General features: G+C 30.2%; 32 protein-coding genes, 1 other RNA gene and 2 pseudogenes. 5 read left to right on the top strand and 30 right to left on the bottom strand.

The features are described from left to right. Positions 1-7: 7 nt before the first annotated feature. Positions 8-493 (top strand): Ig-like domain-containing domain, encoded by a 486-nt coding sequence (locus CLMAG_RS04160; protein WP_066618288.1) that lies wholly within the window; start codon positions 8-10, stop codon positions 491-493. Between the two features lie 70 nt (positions 494-563). On the opposite strand, the gene CLMAG_RS04155 is transcribed toward CLMAG_RS04160, so the two are convergent. The 14 genes and pseudogenes from CLMAG_RS04155 to CLMAG_RS34870 all read right to left on the bottom strand — a co-directional run. After that, a complete protein-coding gene (locus CLMAG_RS04155; RefSeq protein WP_066618277.1) occupies positions 564-1,022 on the bottom strand; it encodes a terminase large subunit domain-containing protein in 459 nt (152 codons plus the stop codon). An 86-nt stretch (positions 1,023-1,108) separates the two neighbouring features. Then, complete coding sequence (locus tag CLMAG_RS04150) at positions 1,109-1,417, bottom strand: HNH endonuclease (RefSeq protein ID WP_066618276.1); 309 nt, start codon at positions 1,415-1,417, stop codon at positions 1,109-1,111. A gap of 190 nt (positions 1,418-1,607) precedes the next feature. Then, positions 1,608-2,030: a GNAT family N-acetyltransferase gene (locus tag CLMAG_RS04145; RefSeq protein WP_066618270.1), complete on the bottom strand. Its 423-nt coding sequence runs from the start codon at positions 2,028-2,030 to the stop codon at positions 1,608-1,610. Between the two features lie 113 nt (positions 2,031-2,143). Next, positions 2,144-2,377, bottom strand: coding sequence for a hypothetical protein (locus CLMAG_RS31460; protein ID WP_073393163.1), 234 nt, complete (start codon positions 2,375-2,377; stop codon positions 2,144-2,146). A 206-nt stretch (positions 2,378-2,583) separates the two neighbouring features. Further along, complete coding sequence (locus tag CLMAG_RS04140; RefSeq protein ID WP_066618268.1) at positions 2,584-3,189, bottom strand: tyrosine-type recombinase/integrase; 606 nt, start codon at positions 3,187-3,189, stop codon at positions 2,584-2,586. A 5-nt stretch (positions 3,190-3,194) separates the two neighbouring features. Beyond that, positions 3,195-3,362: a hypothetical protein gene (locus CLMAG_RS32250; protein ID WP_161486927.1), complete on the bottom strand. Its 168-nt coding sequence runs from the start codon at positions 3,360-3,362 to the stop codon at positions 3,195-3,197. 184 nt (positions 3,363-3,546) lie between these two features. Next, entirely contained in the window at positions 3,547-3,891 is a 345-nt protein-coding gene (locus tag CLMAG_RS04130) for a DUF898 family protein (protein ID WP_066618264.1), read from the bottom strand. 110 nt (positions 3,892-4,001) lie between these two features. After that, the gene (locus CLMAG_RS04125; RefSeq protein ID WP_066618262.1) at positions 4,002-4,259 is read right to left on the bottom strand and encodes a sigma-70 RNA polymerase sigma factor region 4 domain-containing protein; all 258 of its coding nucleotides are present in this window, start codon (positions 4,257-4,259) and stop codon (positions 4,002-4,004) included. 97 nt (positions 4,260-4,356) lie between these two features. Continuing rightward, positions 4,357-4,500 carry a hypothetical protein gene (locus CLMAG_RS32245; RefSeq protein WP_161486926.1) on the bottom strand — a complete coding sequence of 48 codons (144 nt, stop codon included), beginning with the start codon at positions 4,498-4,500 and terminating at the stop codon, positions 4,357-4,359. 104 nt (positions 4,501-4,604) lie between these two features. Next, complete coding sequence (locus CLMAG_RS04120; protein ID WP_066618259.1) at positions 4,605-5,471, bottom strand: hypothetical protein; 867 nt, start codon at positions 5,469-5,471, stop codon at positions 4,605-4,607. Positions 5,472-5,680: 209 nt separating this feature from the next. Further along, positions 5,681-5,845: a hypothetical protein gene (locus CLMAG_RS32240; protein WP_161486925.1), complete on the bottom strand. Its 165-nt coding sequence runs from the start codon at positions 5,843-5,845 to the stop codon at positions 5,681-5,683. Positions 5,846-5,894: 49 nt separating this feature from the next. After that, the gene (locus tag CLMAG_RS04115) at positions 5,895-6,662 is read right to left on the bottom strand and encodes a hypothetical protein (RefSeq protein ID WP_066618256.1); all 768 of its coding nucleotides are present in this window, start codon (positions 6,660-6,662) and stop codon (positions 5,895-5,897) included. Between the two features lie 327 nt (positions 6,663-6,989). After that, the gene (locus CLMAG_RS04110) at positions 6,990-7,232 is read right to left on the bottom strand and encodes a hypothetical protein (protein WP_073393165.1); all 243 of its coding nucleotides are present in this window, start codon (positions 7,230-7,232) and stop codon (positions 6,990-6,992) included. Between the two features lie 59 nt (positions 7,233-7,291). After that, positions 7,292-7,468 (bottom strand): annotated as a pseudogene (locus CLMAG_RS34870) (IS3 family transposase); the annotation flags it as partial. A gap of 92 nt (positions 7,469-7,560) precedes the next feature. Between CLMAG_RS34870 and CLMAG_RS34160 the strand changes: the two are divergent. Beyond that, positions 7,561-7,695: a recombinase family protein gene (locus CLMAG_RS34160; protein ID WP_278329754.1), complete on the top strand. Its 135-nt coding sequence runs from the start codon at positions 7,561-7,563 to the stop codon at positions 7,693-7,695. Positions 7,696-7,839: 144 nt separating this feature from the next. Here CLMAG_RS34160 and CLMAG_RS04105 read toward each other — a convergent pair whose 3' ends face one another. From CLMAG_RS04105 to CLMAG_RS04080, 7 genes are all read right to left on the bottom strand, one after another. Beyond that, entirely contained in the window at positions 7,840-8,376 is a 537-nt protein-coding gene (locus CLMAG_RS04105; RefSeq protein WP_066618249.1) for a dehydroquinate synthase/iron-containing alcohol dehydrogenase family protein, read from the bottom strand. Further along, on the bottom strand, positions 8,360-8,560 hold the full coding sequence (locus tag CLMAG_RS04100; protein WP_066618240.1) for a hypothetical protein: 201 nt from the start codon (positions 8,558-8,560) through the stop codon (positions 8,360-8,362). Before CLMAG_RS04100 ends, CLMAG_RS04105 begins: the two co-directional genes overlap by 17 nt. Before the next feature lie 11 nt (positions 8,561-8,571). Continuing rightward, on the bottom strand, positions 8,572-9,192 hold the full coding sequence (locus tag CLMAG_RS04095) for an HAD family hydrolase (RefSeq protein ID WP_066618238.1): 621 nt from the start codon (positions 9,190-9,192) through the stop codon (positions 8,572-8,574). Between the two features lie 272 nt (positions 9,193-9,464). After that, a complete protein-coding gene (locus CLMAG_RS04090) occupies positions 9,465-9,641 on the bottom strand; it encodes an H-type small acid-soluble spore protein (RefSeq protein ID WP_066618232.1) in 177 nt (58 codons plus the stop codon). A gap of 182 nt (positions 9,642-9,823) precedes the next feature. Beyond that, positions 9,824-9,985: an aspartyl-phosphate phosphatase Spo0E family protein gene (locus CLMAG_RS30550; protein WP_242872923.1), complete on the bottom strand. Its 162-nt coding sequence runs from the start codon at positions 9,983-9,985 to the stop codon at positions 9,824-9,826. Between the two features lie 402 nt (positions 9,986-10,387). Next, entirely contained in the window at positions 10,388-10,738 is a 351-nt protein-coding gene (locus CLMAG_RS04085) for a spore coat protein (RefSeq protein ID WP_073393169.1), read from the bottom strand. 14 nt (positions 10,739-10,752) lie between these two features. Continuing rightward, positions 10,753-11,091: a hypothetical protein gene (locus tag CLMAG_RS04080; protein ID WP_066618231.1), complete on the bottom strand. Its 339-nt coding sequence runs from the start codon at positions 11,089-11,091 to the stop codon at positions 10,753-10,755. 198 nt (positions 11,092-11,289) lie between these two features. Between CLMAG_RS04080 and CLMAG_RS04075 the strand changes: the two genes are divergently transcribed. Beyond that, positions 11,290-11,643 carry a DUF2512 family protein gene (locus tag CLMAG_RS04075; protein ID WP_066618230.1) on the top strand — a complete coding sequence of 118 codons (354 nt, stop codon included), beginning with the start codon at positions 11,290-11,292 and terminating at the stop codon, positions 11,641-11,643. A gap of 95 nt (positions 11,644-11,738) precedes the next feature. Here CLMAG_RS04075 and CLMAG_RS04070 read toward each other — a convergent pair whose 3' ends face one another. The 6 genes from CLMAG_RS04070 to CLMAG_RS32915 form a co-directional block, all read right to left on the bottom strand. Beyond that, positions 11,739-11,999 carry a hypothetical protein gene (locus CLMAG_RS04070; RefSeq protein ID WP_066618229.1) on the bottom strand — a complete coding sequence of 87 codons (261 nt, stop codon included), beginning with the start codon at positions 11,997-11,999 and terminating at the stop codon, positions 11,739-11,741. 171 nt (positions 12,000-12,170) lie between these two features. Then, the gene (locus CLMAG_RS34155; RefSeq protein ID WP_278329753.1) at positions 12,171-12,305 is read right to left on the bottom strand and encodes a hypothetical protein; all 135 of its coding nucleotides are present in this window, start codon (positions 12,303-12,305) and stop codon (positions 12,171-12,173) included. A gap of 171 nt (positions 12,306-12,476) precedes the next feature. Next, positions 12,477-12,620: a hypothetical protein gene (locus CLMAG_RS32930; protein WP_169809790.1), complete on the bottom strand. Its 144-nt coding sequence runs from the start codon at positions 12,618-12,620 to the stop codon at positions 12,477-12,479. 11 nt (positions 12,621-12,631) lie between these two features. Next, positions 12,632-12,790, bottom strand: coding sequence for a hypothetical protein (locus CLMAG_RS32925; RefSeq protein WP_169809789.1), 159 nt, complete (start codon positions 12,788-12,790; stop codon positions 12,632-12,634). A gap of 57 nt (positions 12,791-12,847) precedes the next feature. Next, positions 12,848-12,994 (bottom strand): hypothetical protein, encoded by a 147-nt coding sequence (locus CLMAG_RS32920; RefSeq protein WP_169809788.1) that lies wholly within the window; start codon positions 12,992-12,994, stop codon positions 12,848-12,850. A 95-nt stretch (positions 12,995-13,089) separates the two neighbouring features. Beyond that, on the bottom strand, positions 13,090-13,227 hold the full coding sequence (locus CLMAG_RS32915) for a CPC_1213 family protein (protein WP_169809787.1): 138 nt from the start codon (positions 13,225-13,227) through the stop codon (positions 13,090-13,092). 258 nt (positions 13,228-13,485) lie between these two features. On the opposite strand from CLMAG_RS32915, the pseudogene CLMAG_RS33165 reads away from it, so the two are divergent. Further along, a pseudogene (locus tag CLMAG_RS33165) lies at positions 13,486-14,573 on the top strand (putative NPN-dependent ornithine cyclodeaminase). A gap of 75 nt (positions 14,574-14,648) precedes the next feature. Continuing rightward, complete coding sequence (locus CLMAG_RS04060) at positions 14,649-15,308, top strand: DUF6483 family protein (protein WP_066618227.1); 660 nt, start codon at positions 14,649-14,651, stop codon at positions 15,306-15,308. A 102-nt stretch (positions 15,309-15,410) separates the two neighbouring features. Here the strand turns inward: CLMAG_RS04060 and CLMAG_RS04055 are convergent, their stop codons facing one another. The 3 genes from CLMAG_RS04055 to aspS all read right to left on the bottom strand — a co-directional run bounded on the left by CLMAG_RS04055 (position 15,411) and on the right by aspS (position 18,548). Next, positions 15,411-16,373 (bottom strand): DMT family transporter, encoded by a 963-nt coding sequence (locus tag CLMAG_RS04055; protein WP_066618226.1) that lies wholly within the window; start codon positions 16,371-16,373, stop codon positions 15,411-15,413. Between the two features lie 109 nt (positions 16,374-16,482). Then, a non-coding RNA gene (ssrS, locus tag CLMAG_RS04050) (6S RNA) lies at positions 16,483-16,664 on the bottom strand. 99 nt (positions 16,665-16,763) lie between these two features. Next, the gene (aspS, locus tag CLMAG_RS04045) at positions 16,764-18,548 is read right to left on the bottom strand and encodes an aspartate--tRNA ligase (protein ID WP_066618222.1); all 1,785 of its coding nucleotides are present in this window, start codon (positions 18,546-18,548) and stop codon (positions 16,764-16,766) included. Positions 18,549-18,632: the final 84 nt, after the last annotated feature.

The raw sequence follows: 18,632 nt of genomic DNA, 5'->3' as shown, positions 1-18,632 counted from the left end.
AGATTATATGGAAAGTTTGAACAAATTCATTCTTATATTAGCATCATGTACTATTAGCTTGTTATATATATTTTCTTCTAGCGTTTTTGCCTCTGAAACATTGCCCTTTATACAACAAGACTGGTACTTAAATTGGACTGAGTTACCTGTAAAAGAAGATGTATCTGTTAATAAAGTTTGGTCTATTACATTTACACAACCAGTTGATAAATCATCATTGAATAACTTTTCAATTTATATAAAGGATAATAAATTTAATATTATTGATACCAGTTTTCAACTGAGTGAAGATTATAAAACTCTAAATATATTACCTGCTTCTAATTATTCTCCTGGTCACTCATACTCCCTATATGTTACTAATCGAGTTAAATCAACTTCAAACTACTCTTTAGCTAAGCCAACTTGTATGACTTTTACTATTAATGTAGATGCTATAAAAGTTAATGATAGCTATAACAATCAAAGCATAGAATTGAAAAAAATGATATAATAGTTCCCATATTAAAAGGAAAGTATAAATCACTTTGTCTCTTCTTAATATGCTTACTCAGATCTGGACTTTATTTAATCATCTTATGAGCTTCGTCAAAGCCTTTTTTAGCTTGGTCAAGTTTTGTTGCTATATTATATATTTCTGGAGAACCTTCACTGTCACCTACCAGAAGATAAGTCTCAACTGCTGCCATCTCCGTTGTCTTTCCATTCTTACGGCCTTCTATTGTAAGTACCTCATTATACTGCCTTAGTAATATATCCTGATGGACAAATCCAAAGATAGCCTGAAACTTAGCTTTTTGAAATAATTTTAAGCTTAGAGGTGATCCTAACTGTCCCTGAGCCTGTTTACAAAATGTTTCTATAAAGTCAATAGGTCGATTTGCTAACTCCTCATCAAATATCCAAGGTCCTGTTTTCTTATAGAGCTTATTGAGTAGCATTTCGTATACTTGCTTAATCCTGTGGCAAGCAACTATTTTTCCATCTAAAACTTTAGTGCCATACTCTTCTAAAAAGGTCATGCTTTACTTATCCCCTTCCCTTTTTAAAATTTTTTCACCCAGTATTTTTGTTGTACCCCCTACGGTTCCGCTAGAGATCCTTATCATCATTTTATAGGGGGGCTATCCACTAACTCTCCTGCTTCATTAAAACTAAATCCTTCTCTAGTTATTTCCTTTTCATTTCCAATATGCTCTTTATTATGACACTCCTGACATAAGTACTCTAGCTTCTCCCAATTAAGTGTCACATTTGGATCATTAATGTTTTGTGGTGTTAGTATTTCTTTATGATGAACTATATAGCCTGGCTTACCACACCTCTCACATAATCTATGTACTGATTTAATATAAGATCCTTTGCACTTCTTCCATGCTATACTATTATAAAAAGCTTTAGCAAATTCTTTAGCCATTACTCATGCTCCTTTAGTCCTAACTCTAATAACTTATGATTAGGCTATGTTTAAGAATTTTATTGACTTTAAATATATTAAGGGAGCTTCTAATTTGAAGCTCCCTTAGATTCATAAAATAAGAAAGATACGAATCAAATTAAATGGTAAACCTATGGCGGTACAAAATACATATCACTTTTATTCGAATTTATTCAGTGAAGCCTTTTGTCTGCATTTTTTCTGCGTTACGAAATAACGCCATTCCCGTTTTCATTTTTCTAAAATTTAACTTTTTATAAAATTTTTCTTTACCTGGTGAAGCATATAATATAACACTACATTGAGGAATACATTTTAAAATGCCATTAACAATTGCTCTACCCACACTTCTACCTTGATATTCAGGTAATACTGCTACATCATAAATTGCTGCTTGATAGATTCCGTCTGAAATTGCACGACCAAAACCAATTAACTTATCACCATCAAAAACAAATGCAACAGTATGGCTATTTTCAAATGCTTTCTTATGCACTTCTCCTTCAAAATATGACATTCCGACTTTTTCCAGTATCTCAGATACATAATTCCAATCAATATTTAAACAACTATATTGAATTTTCAAATTCATCTCTTTTCCTCCTCGAAGTAATAATACAAGCTTAACACTATAGACTAAGTATAAATGGTTACGTTGCGTAAGGCACAAGTGAAATTTAAATAACTTTATTACTTCGTATTTATTTACGAGTCCGTACTACTTATTATATCATTGGTTTTTAACATCTTTTTTAAACATAGCCTATCATTATAATACCTATTTATTATTTTCATCAGCCCATCACTAATTTTTATTTCTGAACCATCATACCTGTCACATAAAAAAATATAGTCTTTATTCTCTTCTAACCTTTTAACAATCTCTTTTATTACCTTGCTGTTTTCGATAACAGCATTATTTTTACTTATTAAAAACACCTCATTTTATTTAATAATTTCCATGTAAAGCCATGTAAACAAACCCTTGAATGTTCGTGTTTTTTGATTTGAATGTGCCATTTATATATAGAACCACACATTCATTTTTAAAAATCTCTTCTTAATATATGTCATCATTTTTTCGACCTCGAATGTGCATAGTGCTTAAAATAGAACATTCAATATCAAAAAAATAAAAAACTCAACTATCTTATCAGATCGTTAAGTCTATCACTGTATTTATCATATACTTCTCTATCTAGTCCTAAATATCTTTTTGTAATCTCTGGGCTTCTATATCTAAGCATTTCTTTCACAGCTATAATATCATGATCACTTTCAATGTAAATAGAATATGCATAGGTTTTTCTCATGGAATGAGCAGATATGTTGGTAAGTCCGAAAGCTTCTCCAGCTTCTCTTAGTATTCTACTTACATGACTAACTGAAATGTATTTGTTTCTTCCTTTTCTAGACTCGAAAACATACTCATAGTCTTTCTTATCTTTAATGTAATTTTTAAGTATACTATATAAATTAGATACAATTTTAACCTCTCTAGGCTTTATATTTTCTTTTCTAATCTTTTTAGTATTTACCTTTTTACCTTCTAAGATCTCAAAGTATCCATTACTTAATGCTGATTTTATATCTCTAACTTTTAATTTAACTAAGTCACCTGCTCTATAGCCTGTAGAGATTCCTGTAACAAATAGAATATAATCTCTTTCATTTTTATACTTTAAATAATCTTGGATATCTAATACAAGTTCTTTATCTTTTATAGGTTTAGCTGGTTTCTTCTTTGCCACTTACATCACCTCACCTGCTTAACCCTCCCTCGAACTTTTCTATATACATGACCTTCTTCCATAAGTCTTTTAATACTGTTGGACTCAGATTCATAATTGTTTGAATTGCTTTTAGTGTTTAATACTTTAAATTCCTGAGGTTGTTTTTCCTTGACAATATCTTTTATTTTCACAACATCCACCTTTTCTATATAAATCAAAATAAGCACCTGGATTTATCCAAGTGCTCTTCGTTTCCACCAGTATATAGTCCCCACTGGTGCACATCCGTATTTTATTTATTTCCACAATATCATTATATTACTGAATTATAAATATTGAGCAGCCATAATATAGACATCAGTTCGCCAGTAAATTTTATACAAAATGTGTATGTTTTGTTATCCACTTTTCTAATGATATTCCAACCCAAAAGGAATAAATTCCAAGGGTTATTATACATAGTATCCACCACTTTATCCATAGTCCAAATAACCCTATGGCAGTGCCCTCAAATCTCAATCTTCTTCCTTCAATTACTGTATGCTTTATTTTCCAATTAATTTTCATACATACTGCCCATGGAAAGCAGCTTCCTAATGTACATACTGTTATTATAATTCCTAATATGGTATATCCTATTAATTGCAAAAGTCCTCCATCAAAATATGATTGAGTTGATGTTGAATTATTAATATTTACATTTAAACTTACTTCACTCATTTTTTCACCCCCTTTATATAACATATTCGTTAATGTCCTAAAAATCCCTTTATTTTTACATTAATTCAACAAATTTCATACTAAAATTACTATAGTTAGCTATTTATAGCTTATATTCCATATACACTTATTATTATTTTATTTAAGGCTCTACGTTTAATACGCTGACAAGTTCTTTCACTTACGCTTAATTCACTACAAAACTGAAAATAGCATTTGTCCTTTATATAAAAGTTGTCTATTACCTTTTGCTCTATATCTGGCAAGATTTCTAGAGCTCTGTCTATTTGTTTCATTTTAGTTTCCATATGTTTTATTCTTGATTTTAACATCTCTTTTTTACTTACACTTACCTTAGTATTCTCCATTTTCCTATACCTCCTAAAAATAAAAAAGCTATAAAACTACCTTTGTAGTCCTATAGCTCCGTTAGCTCTTCTACAACTCCATTTAGTTGTAGGTATATTATTTAATTATTTTTATGTCTACTGCTGCAACTTTTAATCCTTTTGGTGTTACTTTTAATGTAATCTCTTTCCCTTCATGAAGATTATCTACCATCCTAGATATTTTATTTTTTAATTCTTTATTTAATCTTAACTTATCCATCTGTAATCTCCTCAGTCTTAATATTTGAAATGCGACGAAAAAATACCGTAAAATCATCTTGAATAATACGGCATTTTTATAATTCGTTATTAAGTTATTCACACTTAAATTATAGTACCACTAAGCTTATCTACTGTTTTTTTATTATAAATAGATAGCATATAATCATAAAAATCCTTGAACTCTTCTTCTGTAGGAAAGTATCTTCGCGCGTTGATTTTGTCCAATATTCTTTCATATAGGTCTATTTGAGTTACGAGTTCATCTAAAGTAGTTACAGCTAATTCCTTATAAGAGTCATCAATCACTTTTTTTGTTTTCATTATTGCTTCTTGTGGAAAATGATTTTTTTGAGGCATTTTTCTCATAGTGTACTTTGTTATTTGGAATAATTCATTTCTTAAATCCTCAATACTCTCTAAAATAGCCTTATCAGGAGTCACTTCATGCTCACTTAATGCAGATACTTTGAATTGTCCAAAACTTTTTAAGAATGTAGCGTGTTCTGGATTAGCTCTGGATTCTTCCAATGTAGCAACAAGTTTACTATTTAATCTTTTCTTAAAATCAACTATTTTTGTAAATCGCAAATCTCTTGGATATTCCAAATATTCAATTATTCCCGTATCAAAAGAATAATTGGTCTTATCATCCTTTACAATAATCGTGGGTTTATCAAAGGCTAATCTCATTCCTAGTTCAAACATTACGTTAGGATTTTTGCCGCTTACATCACAAATTACAATATCAGAGTTGTATACATTTTGAACTATTCGTTTTTTGATTATTCCAATATCCTCAGCTTCACTTACCATCATTGTGGTGAAGTCATAATTTTTAACACTAGCAGCTGCCTCAATTAAAATACCTTGTACCTCTGACCAATGTTCTTCTGAACATCCATCTATAGCTGATATGGGCATTATAATTCCACACTTAATTTTTTCTAGTTTATTTTGTTCTTCACTCATTTTTACTCTCCTTCTAAATTATACAAGAATACCCCTATATTTGTGTTTTAAATAATTTGTAATATATGTAAATTATATCATAACTTTATATTATATTACAATTATTCTACGTATTAAAAATAATACCATAATTAAACACCGTACTGTTCAGTTATCAAAGAGCATTAATCAGATTCAATAGTTATCTCATCTTTTATTCATTTTCCGTACTATTCCTTACCAATTACCAGCGTTGGAACCCTTAATTCATTTCTACAATACGCATTATCATAAGCGTAACACTCATACAACTCTTCACCAACTTCCACTGCAACCTCATCCTCATCATTAAATCCTTCAATAAGCCTTTTTAAATCTTTAATTTTCATAAACATGTTATCCTCCACCATTAATCAAACTGTAAATTTTCTTTCTCTAATACTTCTAATTCCACCCTAAAAGCTTTTTCTTCAAGTCATCATAGTCATATTCTCTATGTTTAAAATTATTAAATGTGCTTACCTTTCTAGTATTCTGCTTTTGACTATTTTGCTTATTGTCATAATTACCTTCCAGCACTTTTAATATATTTTTACTATTTAGCAGCCAATCAAATGCACAACCACTCCATTTCCCATCTCTTCCAGAAAGAAAATCACTTTTTTCCGCCTTCGTAAATAGCTCTATAAAAATATTCATGTCCTTACACTCATTCCATCTAGCTTTTATAGCTCTTTTTCTATCTGCAGTTGTTTTAATTATTTTAGGCATAGATATGCAAATGGTATTATAGGCTTTCACTATATCTTCATAAGGAACAGGAATGCGAGTATCAGATGTTTCATCTGATATACCTAATCCACAATTTTCCTTAAACTCATCCACATTATCCACATTATTCACAATATTGTCTCTATTTTGATAACTCTTATGTATATTATCTTTATTATTTTTATTTTCTTTTTCTTTTTTGTTTTCTTTTTGTCCGCCTGTCGTTGACGTGCCGTGAAGGGTATCATTAACCGTATCGTCTAACGGCTCGTCAACGTCACTACCACTAGCCGGACTACCTTCTACTTTATCAGGTTCATCTATTAGTCCATACTTAGCTAATTCATCAATAAAAACCTGTTTTATAGTATCATTCTTAATGCTGTTTAAAACATAAAGCAGCAATGACTTGTCCTCTATTTCTTTAAAATCTTTCTTCACACAATCTACTATTGGAGTACCACCATTTTTAAGGTTAAACTTGCCCCAATTCTTAATTGCTATTTCTCTAGTCTCTTCATTTTACTTAATAAGATTATGATGTTCTTGAAATCTAAATATTAAGCTATTTATAGATTCCATAAAATACCCCATCTCAAAGGCTATAAGCTTCTTAGTTATTCTGTATATCCCACACTGAGTTGTATGAGGATTAGTTAATAGGTATAGGAAGAAAAGCTTATCCTCTGGTGTAAAATTTCACTTACCTTTGGATCTTCCAAAAAATTTGTATAAACATATCTAAATTGAGCCATAAATATTCATCTCCTATCCTAAAATTGCAAGTATTGCTCTACGACCTATTGCTGTATGTTTTGTTCCATTATTAAAATCAATATTTAAAATCTCATTACCTAAACCATATTCACGCACTATAGTTCCCTCTATAGCTTCTTTACCATATAAAGCTTGGAGTGTTCTGAGTAAAATAGACATATAGGATGTACGATTTTCTTTGAATTTTTCAGCATTCCATATTACACATTTTTCAATGTATAATTTTAAAAACAATTCAAATATTAGCAAGTAAATTTATGTAAGAGCCCTACCTAAAAGATGCTACTAAAAAATTAGCAGGCAGTCTTTAATTTTAGGTAGTAATCTCTTTTGTATTCTTTAGGAGATTTATATTGTAATGTTGAATGCAGTCTTATAGAATTATAAAATAATTCTATATACTCGACCACTGCAGTTCTAGCTTCAGCTCTGGTTTTAAATTTGCGACCATAGAGCTTATCTTTTTTTAGAAAAGTTGTTTTCACTTTTGAGATGCAGATTCCACGAAACCCATACACTTGTGTATTGTGTTTTTATTATTTTTTGATTAGGAGGAACCTGTATGTTAAAAGGGGTTACGTATAATAGATTTAGCTCTACTATGCAGAGAGAAGAATGCATAGTAGCACAAATAAGATTTAGTCATGGTTATGCTAAGAAAAATAATATTGAAATAGTAAAAGATTATGCTGTATAAGCCTTTTTCTTTAACCTAAATAAATTATATTAGAATATATTAAGAATAATAACTAGCCTAATTCATTGATATAGGCCACTTTGAAAAGTGTGGATGACCCCAGTGTCACTCCTGCGAACATATGGACTTAAAGTTAGTGCCATTTCATAAACTCTCCCCATTTTCCGCTAGTATGCCTTCATATAACCCTTTTCTCCCAAAGGTATCTTTAAGAAGAGCTGTTTCAAATTCAGCATTATCAATTACTTTACACTTATCGCTTTCAATAGTCTGTAGTATTTTTTCATATTTATCCAAATACATAATCAAACCTACTGAAACCTTTTCACCATGTAATGCATCAATATGCTCATTGATTACAGTCATTTCCCACAGATGAGAGATATGATGTTCCGCACCGAATGCAAGTCTAGAATTTCCGATCATCTGCATTGCCAATCCTGAAAGAAGTAATGCATACATCAGCTTCTCCATGCATTCTTCATTCCCTGACTTTATATTATCCAATATGCTCTCTACTTCCGTAACAGCTTCCATCTCCAACTTATGGATTGTGGGACAGAAATATTCACCAGTAATGATATGTGATATTTTCCAATCTACTAAGGCTGTATACTTGTCCATTAAATCTGATATTCCGGATGCAGTCAGTCTATAAGGTGCCTTACTGAAAATATTCACCAAGAATTTCTTCTGTTACTTTTTTAATATTTGAATCACAAATAAAAACTGGAAATTTATATAGCTCTAAAAGTTCGCTTAGGTATCTGCTGGCTTTAGGTTCAATATAGATACCTTGCACAGAAATAGCATGGGTACGTCCACAACTACAATTACCTAAAAAAGGCTCTAAATCTATCTGCATAGTTTCTCCTCCTAATACAAATTCAACAGTTCTTTTATACCACTGATATCCAAGTAACAATCTTCAACATTACCAAAGCCATACTTTGCAAACACAAAAGGAATTCCGGCAAATACCGTTGCCTCATAATCCCCCTGAGTATCTCCAACATATACTACATCATCTAAATTGTTTCTTTCTATAATAAGTTTGATATTTTCTCCCTTAACTTTACCAGTATCTCCAAAACACTCATAGTCTGTAATATACTTTTCTATTCCTGCTTTTTTCATGAATAATTCAATATAGCCAGATTGACAATTACTCACAATGAACAAACGGCACTTTTCTGAAAGTTTCATAATGGTTTCTTTTACATCAGGAAATAACAGATTATCCGTATTTTCTAATAAGGCACTATGCTCATATTTACAACATTGTTCTAATAATAACTTTCTTGTTCTCTCACTAGCATCAGAAAACAAATTATTTGCGATTACATCCATAGTCTTTCCAAACTCTTTTTTTAGCACAGAAGATGTTATGTTTGTTGCTGTTCCACCAACCTCTGATATTGCCCTATTCCAAGCTTTTGCTACAACCTCTGTTGTATCCCATAATGTACCGTCAACATCAAATATTATGTTTTGCATGATGAAAATCTCCTTTATATTTCTAATTTATAACATTATAACCGATTTTCCTTAACTGCTCCATACAAAGTAGCCAACGTTTTAGATTTTAATTTCCACCTCAGACACTACAAAAGGAGATGTCCCCAAATTAATAGATTTAACAACATATAGTTTTTACTTCAAAATACTTAATACAATATGCCGTATATAAACCCATCGGGGACAACTCCCTTTTATTCTTTTACTTAGCTTTAAACTGGAACTTCAATCAATACGGCATCAATTTTATACTACACTTCTTCTAAATCTCTTATACCTACATTTAGCTCCTCATCAGTCTTCATATTTTTAACTCTAACTGTATTGCTTTGCTTGTTGATGTTTTCTAACCAAACAGGATCTCCTTTATAACTGACTTCTATCACACCTAGTGACTCAATAATTTCAGTTGCTCTTTCTATATTCATTATATATCTCTCCTTTTTATAATACTTCATTATGTAGTTTATCCTATAAAAATAAAAAAATCCCCAAGCCTTAGCAAGGAGATTGAGATATCTAAAATCTCATTTACATTAACACATTTCTTTTTAAGATAAGTGCATAACTAACTCTAAATTTGTCTCATAATAATTTTTTGTGGTAAATCCTAGTCAAATAATTTACTATACTTATTTAATTCCCAATCTAACCTTTGACTTACCAGCACTACTTCTGGATCAGTTAGGCTGCCTTTTTTCCTAATCAAGTCATGCATATAGTCTCTTATCCGCTCTATTTTTTTTACGTTTTTCTTTAACTGTTTTTTCACTATAAGCACCCCCATACTTAATAAATATTCTACAGTATTAATTAGTATAAACTTATTATTATTTACTAATTATAATTATATTATACACCATTCAACGGGATTTTTCAACCATTTTTTATCAAATTTTAAATATTTTTGAAATTAAAGTGCATAAAAACATGTTCTTTGGTTTTTTTGCTAACTTTATGTACTAGCAGTTAACTTTTAGATTTAATAGGATTGCAATATATGGAATTCCTTATCCTATTACCTTAAATATAGTTTTGCGATATAATTAGTCCAACACTAGGATATTATGGATAATTACGTTAATATAGCCAGATAGCATTAGCTGTCTGGCTTGTAAAACACTAGGAACTATGTTTTATTTATAATTCTATTTATATATATGTTTAAATGCATTTAACTTCCTTGCTGAGATTGGGATAAACTTTCTGCATCCTTTACGTCCTGTTGAACTTGCTGCTGAGGTGTTGCCTGGACATTATACCATTGATTATTTATTGCAATATCTGATAATCTAAAATGTTCATTAATATTCATATTTAATTGACCACTTAGCATTTGTCTTAATTGTGGATTTGTAGTTTCAGTAATAGTTTTAGCCAAAGCTTCTATTCTAAACTTTGATCCTACTAGCATATCTAGCGCTATATCCTTATCGTTAAGGCTATTATTGCTACCTTCATTACCATTACTATTATTATTGCTATTGTCACTACCCTCACCAAGTATATTATCTAGCCACGACATATCATTTGCCTCCCTTATTTAACATGTTGATTTATAAAATTTTGCATTTGCTGTATTGTATTCTTCCTAGTATTTAAGGATTCTTGAACAAAGTTCTTTAATTCTTCATTCTGAACCATTGAAATATTAGTTTGATCTTTCTTTACTCCTATGATTTCGCTACTAAACAATTCATGCAGTTCTAATAATTCATGATTAGTTAATCCTGGGTTACTATTATTATTGTTATTTTGATTATTACTGTTGTTATTGCATGCATTACTATTTTCAGTATTATTACTTTGATTATTATCACTCTTATTATTTACGCTATTGTTGTTTCCATTATTGTTATTTTGATTATCATTAGGCATAAAATATTCCTCCTATTTATTTTATTTTTCTCTATAAATTCATTAATATCCTGAGAAAATAAACACATCTAACTTTAGTTTTCCAGATATGGCTTAAAATATTACATGAATTATATTACAGTTATTCAATACTAATAAAATGTATAATACTGCAACAATTGGTAATCATAGTACTAAGAAGAAAGGGGGTTTAATACTATGACAGGTATAATAATGAAAGTTATTACTTATCCATTTATACTAATAGTTTCAGATTATTTGTTTAGAGACATTTACTATTCCTATATTTATCAACCAATTTTTATTGCTGTTATTCTTGCTGTAGCCGGTAATCTAATGGAATTATCTTTACTTAAACTAGGTACTCTGTTAATAAGCACTGCCGCAGATTTTTTACTTGCTTTTGTTATAATTTATTTTAGTCAATTTATACTGCCCGGTTCGAGAGTTACTCTAATGGGTGCTGCCTTAGCCTCAACACTTTTAGCATTAGCTGAGTACTTTCAACATCTTTACCTAATTAGAAGTGGTAAAACTGAAAAATCTGAGTAGTTAAAAGTCCTCTTCTATTTTTTTAATATAAGGGGACTTTTAATTTTTATTTATCAATGCCTTTTATAATACGCCTATCTGATTTATGTTTTACTTCATTTATCTTTTACACCATTTAATTCATACATATGCGCTGGAATTTCCTCTTCTCTTATTGTTCCATCACTATTTAGACCTGTCTGCATAGTGAGAACATTTTTCTCTTCTCTTCTTCTATCTGGAAACCTATTTACCTCATTTATATTCTTTAACTCTTCAAGTTCACGTTCAGTTACTTCTTTACCTATCATTTGTCTTTTCACAAAATCACTTCCTTTCAAAATTATTTTTTCCTTTGTAGATTGTTTTATTCTCATATAGGCCTCACCTTAAATAAACTAATATGTATAAAAATATATTACTTGGTTAAACTTAATAGTAACTTGGTAATGTAATAACTCCTATAAATTTGGTGACATTTATTTTACTTTTTTCGCTGAAAAGGAAACCTAATTAAGCAGGTTTCCTTTTCTTATACTTAAAAATATCTAATCTGGTCTTACATTATCATTTTTCCTTTGTTTGTCTTTTTGTCCTTGCTTATATAGATTTTTTCCATTATCCATTTTATCAATTCCCATAGCTGAAACCTGCCTATTGGTAAACTTTCCTTTTACGCCCATTTGTTAAACCTCTCTTCTGTATTTTATTTGATGAAGTGTAAACTTGAATCAGATGAGGTTTCAATCCCACCTGATTCTTAGTTGAACGAATCCAGGGACGTAACCGCTCGCAACGTACACTTTGGAGAAAATGGAAGTATTAGAGCGGGTAGTCATCGGATAAAATATATACTAAAAATGATTTGTAATATCCTTTTGTATTCTTCTAATATCTTTTTGTCTTAGTCTAGTTTCATCTTTTATTCTTTGTAGAGTTTCTCCATCTAGAAGCATTTCTCTTGCTTTTTTCTTTGCACCTTCTAACTCTTCACTCATAAATAAACCTCCTATCTATTTCCCTCCATTTTTTCTCTTGCTTTCTCTATTTCGTGATTACTAAGACCTGTTCTTTCTCTTATTTCAGACGCACCTGCACCTCTATCTATTAAATCTTTAGTTTCTTCCATAGCTTTTTCATGATGACCTTTGTTTGCAAATTTTCCCATATAATAGTCACCTCTTATTCTTACATTTTTGTTTTATTTTTAAAACTTACTTTAATACTAGCTCCAATTTTCTTTAGAATTCTTACCATTTTTATGCTGTGCCTTGTAACTAGCACTTCTGGAGTGATATTTAGCACTATTGGGATCATCGGACCATTTTTTAGGATTTGCAGCTTTATTTTCTGGTGAAAGTTTAGTATCCATAAAAATTCTCCTTTTCATGTTTTTATTCTGTTTAATCTATATTAATATTAAAACCTTTAACAAAAATAAATAATAAGATATCTATTTAATATTTATTAATCTAAATGTTTCTCTGACATAGTACCGAATTTAGCCCTAGAACTTTCATCTTGAGGATCATGATTTATGTGTTTTTTTCTAAATCTGCCATCAGCTTTTTTATTATTATTTGTATACTGCATTTTATTTGCCATAATTATCGCTCCTTTCTAGTACTAGCTTTTCCCGACCTGAAATTTTTATGCTTATACAAAATGAGTCCTTTTAAAAATTTATGAACTTAAATAAATGTATCTTATATAAATCTTTTTCTTAAAAGACATACTCCATTTAATTCATATTTAAAAGTACAATTAAAACATAAATTAGTACTTATTTCATTTATTTGATATAATATATTTAATATTTCGCAGTATTATTAAATTCCTTATTTTTACTTTGGAGGTTTTTTTATGAATTTTAGATTACCAAAATATCATTCACCAGATTTCACAAAAGATCAATTTGTTGCAGCACCAAATGTAATTATAGAAAAAGTTACCATTAAAGGTGTTGCTCCTGAAAACTACCATGCAACTTCTATTTATCCAGAATACTTTAAGGTAGATGGTAAATGGATACTAGCTTCTGAAAGCCGTATGGACTGTGTTGTAGTTTTAAAAAACGATAAAAGTTTAGAAGTAAAGGAGTTTAGAAATTTAGACATAGGTGACAGTGTAATTTTAGGCAGAAATGAAAATGCTGAAAGCGGTATCTATGTTCATGTAGGTGGATTTACATACAACGAGTCAGAAGAACAGCAATCTTTTGTTTTTAGAACTGGACGAACAAGGGAAAGCTCTTATTCAAAAGATTATGATAGTTTATATGAACTATTAAAGCACGAAAGAGAACATGGTTATATATTGTGGGTATTAGGTCCTGCAGTAATTTTTGATCATGATTCGAAAAATGCCATGGCTGGGCTAATCGATGCTGGTTTTGTAGACGTTATTTTTGCAGGAAATGCATTAGCAACTCATGATTTAGAAGGATCTATACTACGAACTGCACTTGGCCAAAATATCTACACACAACAATCTGTTTTTAATGGACATTATAATCATATAGATATTATTAATAAAGCTAGACGTGCAGGTTCATTAGAAAAATTTGTGGAACAAGAAAATATTAAAGATGGAGTTGTTTATTCTTGTATTAAAAATAACATCCCCTTGTACTTGCTGGTTCCATAAGAGATGATGGTCCTCTGCCTCCAGTTATTTCTAATGTCTATGATGCTCAAGATGCAATGAGAGTACATTGCAAAAAAGCTACCACTGTCATATGTCTAGCCACTCAACTTCATACAATTGCTACTGGAAACATGACTCCAATGTTTAGAGTTGATGGTGATACAATTAGACCTGTTTACATATATACTGTAGATATTTCAGAATTTGGTGTAAATAAGCTTAGAGATAGAGGAAGTCTTGAAGTAACTTCTATAGTCACAAACGTTCAGGATTTTTTAGTTAACATTGCAAATAATTTAATATAAAGTCAAAGTTAATTAGATGGTAGTGTTAGAACGACTATCTATAGGATAACTCAATATTGTAAGGAGGTAAAACGTATGTTAAAGCGTAATCTTACAGCAGAGTTAGTTGGAAAATTTAATGAAGCTCTTGCTAAAATAAAAGAATATAGAGAAGAAGGCAAAAACGAAGAGGCCTTAATTGTAATCGACAATACTCTTAAAGATTTATTTAGGCTAGGTTTTAAGTTTTTCAATTCATTTTCTGATGAAAATTTAATAGATATGGTAAAGACTGATGGGACAATAAATGCAGATAAGTGTATAATGATGGCAAAGCTCTTAGAAGAAGATGCGGAAATACTTGAAGATTTAGGTAATTCAGATGAATCATTTTACATATATCTAAAATCTTTAAATTTATTTTTAGAGGCCTTTTTAAACAAGGATGAAGACTGTGATCTTCAAGGTTTTTTCTCAGATATGGATATTATTATAGAAAAAATCTGTAATTATAAAGTTCCTGTTATCCTTCAAAATAAAATGATTGATTATTATATTAAAACTAAAAACTATGATAAAGCCGAAAACATACTTTATGAAATTTTAGAGGAGAATGATTTTAATAAAAATCTTTTAGAAAAAGGTATTTCCTTCTATGAAGAGCTTTTAAATAAGGATGATGAAGACTTAGAAAATGGAAACCTCTCTAAGGAAGAAATAATTGAATCATTATCGTCACTAAAGAAAAAGCTATAACTTTGGATGATTAACCTTATACTCCATGAAACATTGTAAATGTATTGTTGAGTATAAGGTTAATTCCTAACCTAGATGTCTACATATAGATATCTTTTTTATTTAAATTTTTATATTTTTAATTTCAGTGATTCCTGTATTACTTCTACTGCTTCTACCTATAAAGGTTATATAAGATCCTATTAGGATAAATAGTATACCTAATATAGTATTACTTGATATGCTTTCATGTAATACCATAAGTGATAATATTGGTGCCAATGCTGGTTTTATAAAAAACACTATAGAAGCAGTAGTAGCGGAAGTCTCTTCCATAGCATAAAAATAGAATAAATAACCTAATCCAGTTACTACAATACCAAGATACATCAAAGTAAATATATTACCTTGATTAATACCATATATTATCGGTATATTAGATAATAATGATAACCCAGCTTTCTCATTTAATTTAACTATATACTGTATATGAGATATTAGCATTAAGAATAGCATTATGAAATTCCCCGCAAGAAAAGTAAAACAATTCATAATTATGCTTCCATATCTATCAGAACGCATTTTTCCTATAACACTATAGAATGAAAAGGTAATTGCAGCTAAAATAGCAAGTACTATCCCCTTAATATCACTATGAATATTAAAAGGATTTAGTATACATATTAATCCTAATAAACTAATTAATAGAGAAAAGATTGTATTTTTATTTAACTGTTCTTTTAAGAGAAAATATGCAAATGGAATTGTAAAGACTGGATTTGTACTAAAGACTATTGCAACAGTTGAAGCCTTAGTATACACTATGGCTAATTGAAAGAAAGACATACTTACAAATATGCATAAAAAACCACTTATAAAAAAATATCCAACATCATTTTTATTGAGATCAATTTTTCTTTTTCTCAAATCCTTTATAGCCAATGGCAACAATATCAATGCACCTATAAGAAACCTTAAAAAATTTAACTCAAAGGGATTAATCTCTTTTGAAACAACTTTTCCGGCTATCTCCATAGTGCTAAATATTATGGCAGACAAAATGATGTATATATAACCCTTACTCATAGTTCAAACCCCCATCCTCTGTTTAACTACTTCTCTTCTTAGATTTAAATTATTAAGAGAAGACATATAACTTACTACCTATGATATTAAGTATAATTTTGCATGAAAATAAAACCCCACCATGCCGTATTTTGAGTCATTTTTGAACCCGCTCCTCGCAGGTGGGTATCTCCTTTTTGCTTCATGTTCTCAAGTTACTAAACCTGAATATCATTCCACAAAAAGAGCTCGATTCCCATAAAAAAAATGTTGGATCAATATAAACTCATTATACGCACATGGTAGGAATTTTTACTTTGTTTTAACATTTCTATACTTATATTATACTATATTATTTATAAGTTTAACATGTTGATTTTTTTTGAATTTTATCATAATTCAAAAATATCTTTATTTTTCTTCTTCTTTCATTAAAATTCCAAGTTCTTTTAATTGAATATCATCAACTACATTTGGAGCTTCTGTTAAAGGACAGAATGCATTTTGATTTTTAGGGAATGTTATAACATCCTTTATGTTTTCTGTACCAGCAAGGAACATAACCATTCTGTCAAAGCCGAAAGCTAATCCGCCATGTGGTGGTGCTCCATATTTAAATGCTTCAAGTAAGAATCCAAAGCTTTCCCAAGCACTTTCTTCAGTGAATCCTAGGAATCCAAGCATTTTTTGTTGAAGTTTTATATCATGTATTCTTATACTTCCTCCACCTAATTCTTCCCCATTCAATACTATGTCATAAGCCTTAGCTCTAACCCTTCCTGGATCACTTTCTAGATATTGAATATCTTCATCCATAGGTGATGTAAATGGATGATGCTCTGCTTGGAATCTTTCTTCCTCTTCATTGTATGAAAGTAATGGGAATTCAGTTATCCATACAAATCTATACTCATTATTATTTTCTAGTATTCCTAATTCCTTAGCCATGTGAAGTCTTAATGCACCTAAGCTTTGAAATACAACACTGTTCTTATCAGCTACTATAAGTACTAGATCACCAACTTTAGCTTCGATTTTGTCCAATACAACCTTAGTTTGTTCTTCATCTAAGAATTTAGCTATAGAAGATTTTATTCCGTCTTCTTTATAAGCTACCCATGCAAGACCTTTAGCTCCATATCCTTTTACAAAGTCAACTAATTTATCAATTTGTTTTCTTCCCATTCCAGCACAATTTTCAGCCTTTATAGCTCTAACTGATCCGTTGTTTGCTAAAGCATCTTGGAAAACTTTAAAATCAACATCCTTAACAACTTCACTTAAATCATTTATTTCCATACCAAATCTTAAATCTGGTTTATCGCTTCCGTACTTTTCCATAGCTATTTTATAAGGCATTCTCTCTATTGGAAGCTTAACATCAACTCCTGCAACTTCCTTAAATACCTTCTGAACTAATCTTTCATTCAAACCTATAACATCATCTTCTTCCACAAAAGAAAGTTCCATATCTATTTGTGTAAATTCTGGCTGTCTATTAGCTCTTAAATCCTCATCTCTAAAGCATTTTGCTATTTGGAAGTATCTATCATATCCAGACATCATCAAAAGCTGTTTAAAAAGCTGAGGTGATTGAGGTAATGCATAAAACTTTCCTGGATAGTTTCTACTTGGAACAAGATAGTCTCTAGCACCTTCTGGTGTACTCTTACCAAGTATCGGTGTCTCCATTTCAAGGAATCCGTTCTCATCAAGGAAGTCTCTAACTATCTTAGCAGCCCTATGTCTTATCATAAATATTTTTTGCATATCAGGTCTTCTAAGATCAAGATATCTATATTTTAATCTAATATTTTCACCAGCATCTAGGTTTTCTTTTATGTAAATAGGTGGTGTTTCTGATTCTGATAAAATTTTAATTTCTTCTCCTTTTAATTCCACCATACCTGTAGGAATTTCTTTATTTGGAGATTCTCTCTTAACTAAAGTTCCTGTTACAGCTATACAGTACTCTGATCTTACAGTATCTGCCTTTTCGAAAGTTTCTTTATTTATCTCTTCTCCAAAAACAACTTGAAGTATCCCTGTTCTATCTCTTAAATCAACGAACTCAAGTCCTCCTAAGTTTCTTCTTCTTTGAACCCATCCCATAACAGTATACTTATTACCTACATGGGACTCTCTTAATTCACCACACATAATGGTTCTTTTAAGTCCTTGTAATGCTTCTCCCATTTTCTAATCCTCCAATAAATCACTTAATATTCTTCTATTTTTTTCCGATGACTACCCGCTCTAATACTGCCACCTTTATATGAA

The sequence above is a fragment of the Clostridium magnum DSM 2767 genome, from assembly GCF_001623875.1.
Classification (GTDB): domain Bacteria; phylum Bacillota; class Clostridia; order Clostridiales; family Clostridiaceae; genus Clostridium_AM; species Clostridium_AM magnum.
This window is presented reverse-complemented; position numbering and strand designations above follow the sequence as displayed.

What these genes read in the sequence shown, in the direction of transcription:
- CLMAG_RS04160 (WP_066618288.1), top strand. Translation starts at nt 8, where the DNA reads ATGGAAAGTTTGAACAAATTCATTCTTATATTAGCATCATGTACTATT.
- CLMAG_RS04155 (WP_066618277.1), bottom strand. Translation starts at nt 1,022, where the DNA reads ATGACCTTTTTAGAAGAGTATGGCACTAAAGTTTTAGATGGAAAAATA.
- CLMAG_RS04150 (WP_066618276.1), bottom strand. Translation starts at nt 1,417, where the DNA reads ATGGCTAAAGAATTTGCTAAAGCTTTTTATAATAGTATAGCATGGAAG.
- CLMAG_RS04145 (WP_066618270.1), bottom strand. Translation starts at nt 2,030, where the DNA reads ATGAATTTGAAAATTCAATATAGTTGTTTAAATATTGATTGGAATTAT.
- CLMAG_RS04130 (WP_066618264.1), bottom strand. Translation starts at nt 3,891, where the DNA reads ATGAGTGAAGTAAGTTTAAATGTAAATATTAATAATTCAACATCAACT.
- CLMAG_RS04125 (WP_066618262.1), bottom strand. Translation starts at nt 4,259, where the DNA reads ATGGAGAATACTAAGGTAAGTGTAAGTAAAAAAGAGATGTTAAAATCA.
- CLMAG_RS32245 (WP_161486926.1), bottom strand. Translation starts at nt 4,500, where the DNA reads ATGGATAAGTTAAGATTAAATAAAGAATTAAAAAATAAAATATCTAGG.
- CLMAG_RS04120 (WP_066618259.1), bottom strand. Translation starts at nt 5,471, where the DNA reads ATGAGTGAAGAACAAAATAAACTAGAAAAAATTAAGTGTGGAATTATA.
- CLMAG_RS32240 (WP_161486925.1), bottom strand. Translation starts at nt 5,845, where the DNA reads ATGTTTATGAAAATTAAAGATTTAAAAAGGCTTATTGAAGGATTTAAT.
- CLMAG_RS34160 (WP_278329754.1), top strand. Translation starts at nt 7,561, where the DNA reads ATGTTAAAAGGGGTTACGTATAATAGATTTAGCTCTACTATGCAGAGA.
- CLMAG_RS04100 (WP_066618240.1), bottom strand. Translation starts at nt 8,560, where the DNA reads ATGCAGATAGATTTAGAGCCTTTTTTAGGTAATTGTAGTTGTGGACGT.
- CLMAG_RS04095 (WP_066618238.1), bottom strand. Translation starts at nt 9,192, where the DNA reads ATGCAAAACATAATATTTGATGTTGACGGTACATTATGGGATACAACA.
- CLMAG_RS04090 (WP_066618232.1), bottom strand. Translation starts at nt 9,641, where the DNA reads ATGAATATAGAAAGAGCAACTGAAATTATTGAGTCACTAGGTGTGATA.
- CLMAG_RS04085 (WP_073393169.1), bottom strand. Translation starts at nt 10,738, where the DNA reads ATGTCGTGGCTAGATAATATACTTGGTGAGGGTAGTGACAATAGCAAT.
- CLMAG_RS04080 (WP_066618231.1), bottom strand. Translation starts at nt 11,091, where the DNA reads ATGCCTAATGATAATCAAAATAACAATAATGGAAACAACAATAGCGTA.
- CLMAG_RS04075 (WP_066618230.1), top strand. Translation starts at nt 11,290, where the DNA reads ATGACAGGTATAATAATGAAAGTTATTACTTATCCATTTATACTAATA.
- CLMAG_RS04070 (WP_066618229.1), bottom strand. Translation starts at nt 11,999, where the DNA reads ATGAGAATAAAACAATCTACAAAGGAAAAAATAATTTTGAAAGGAAGT.
- CLMAG_RS34155 (WP_278329753.1), bottom strand. Translation starts at nt 12,305, where the DNA reads ATGGGCGTAAAAGGAAAGTTTACCAATAGGCAGGTTTCAGCTATGGGA.
- CLMAG_RS32930 (WP_169809790.1), bottom strand. Translation starts at nt 12,620, where the DNA reads ATGAGTGAAGAGTTAGAAGGTGCAAAGAAAAAAGCAAGAGAAATGCTT.
- CLMAG_RS32925 (WP_169809789.1), bottom strand. Translation starts at nt 12,790, where the DNA reads ATGGGAAAATTTGCAAACAAAGGTCATCATGAAAAAGCTATGGAAGAA.
- CLMAG_RS32920 (WP_169809788.1), bottom strand. Translation starts at nt 12,994, where the DNA reads ATGGATACTAAACTTTCACCAGAAAATAAAGCTGCAAATCCTAAAAAA.
- CLMAG_RS32915 (WP_169809787.1), bottom strand. Translation starts at nt 13,227, where the DNA reads ATGGCAAATAAAATGCAGTATACAAATAATAATAAAAAAGCTGATGGC.
- CLMAG_RS04060 (WP_066618227.1), top strand. Translation starts at nt 14,649, where the DNA reads ATGTTAAAGCGTAATCTTACAGCAGAGTTAGTTGGAAAATTTAATGAA.
- CLMAG_RS04055 (WP_066618226.1), bottom strand. Translation starts at nt 16,373, where the DNA reads ATGAGTAAGGGTTATATATACATCATTTTGTCTGCCATAATATTTAGC.
- aspS (WP_066618222.1), bottom strand. Translation starts at nt 18,548, where the DNA reads ATGGGAGAAGCATTACAAGGACTTAAAAGAACCATTATGTGTGGTGAA.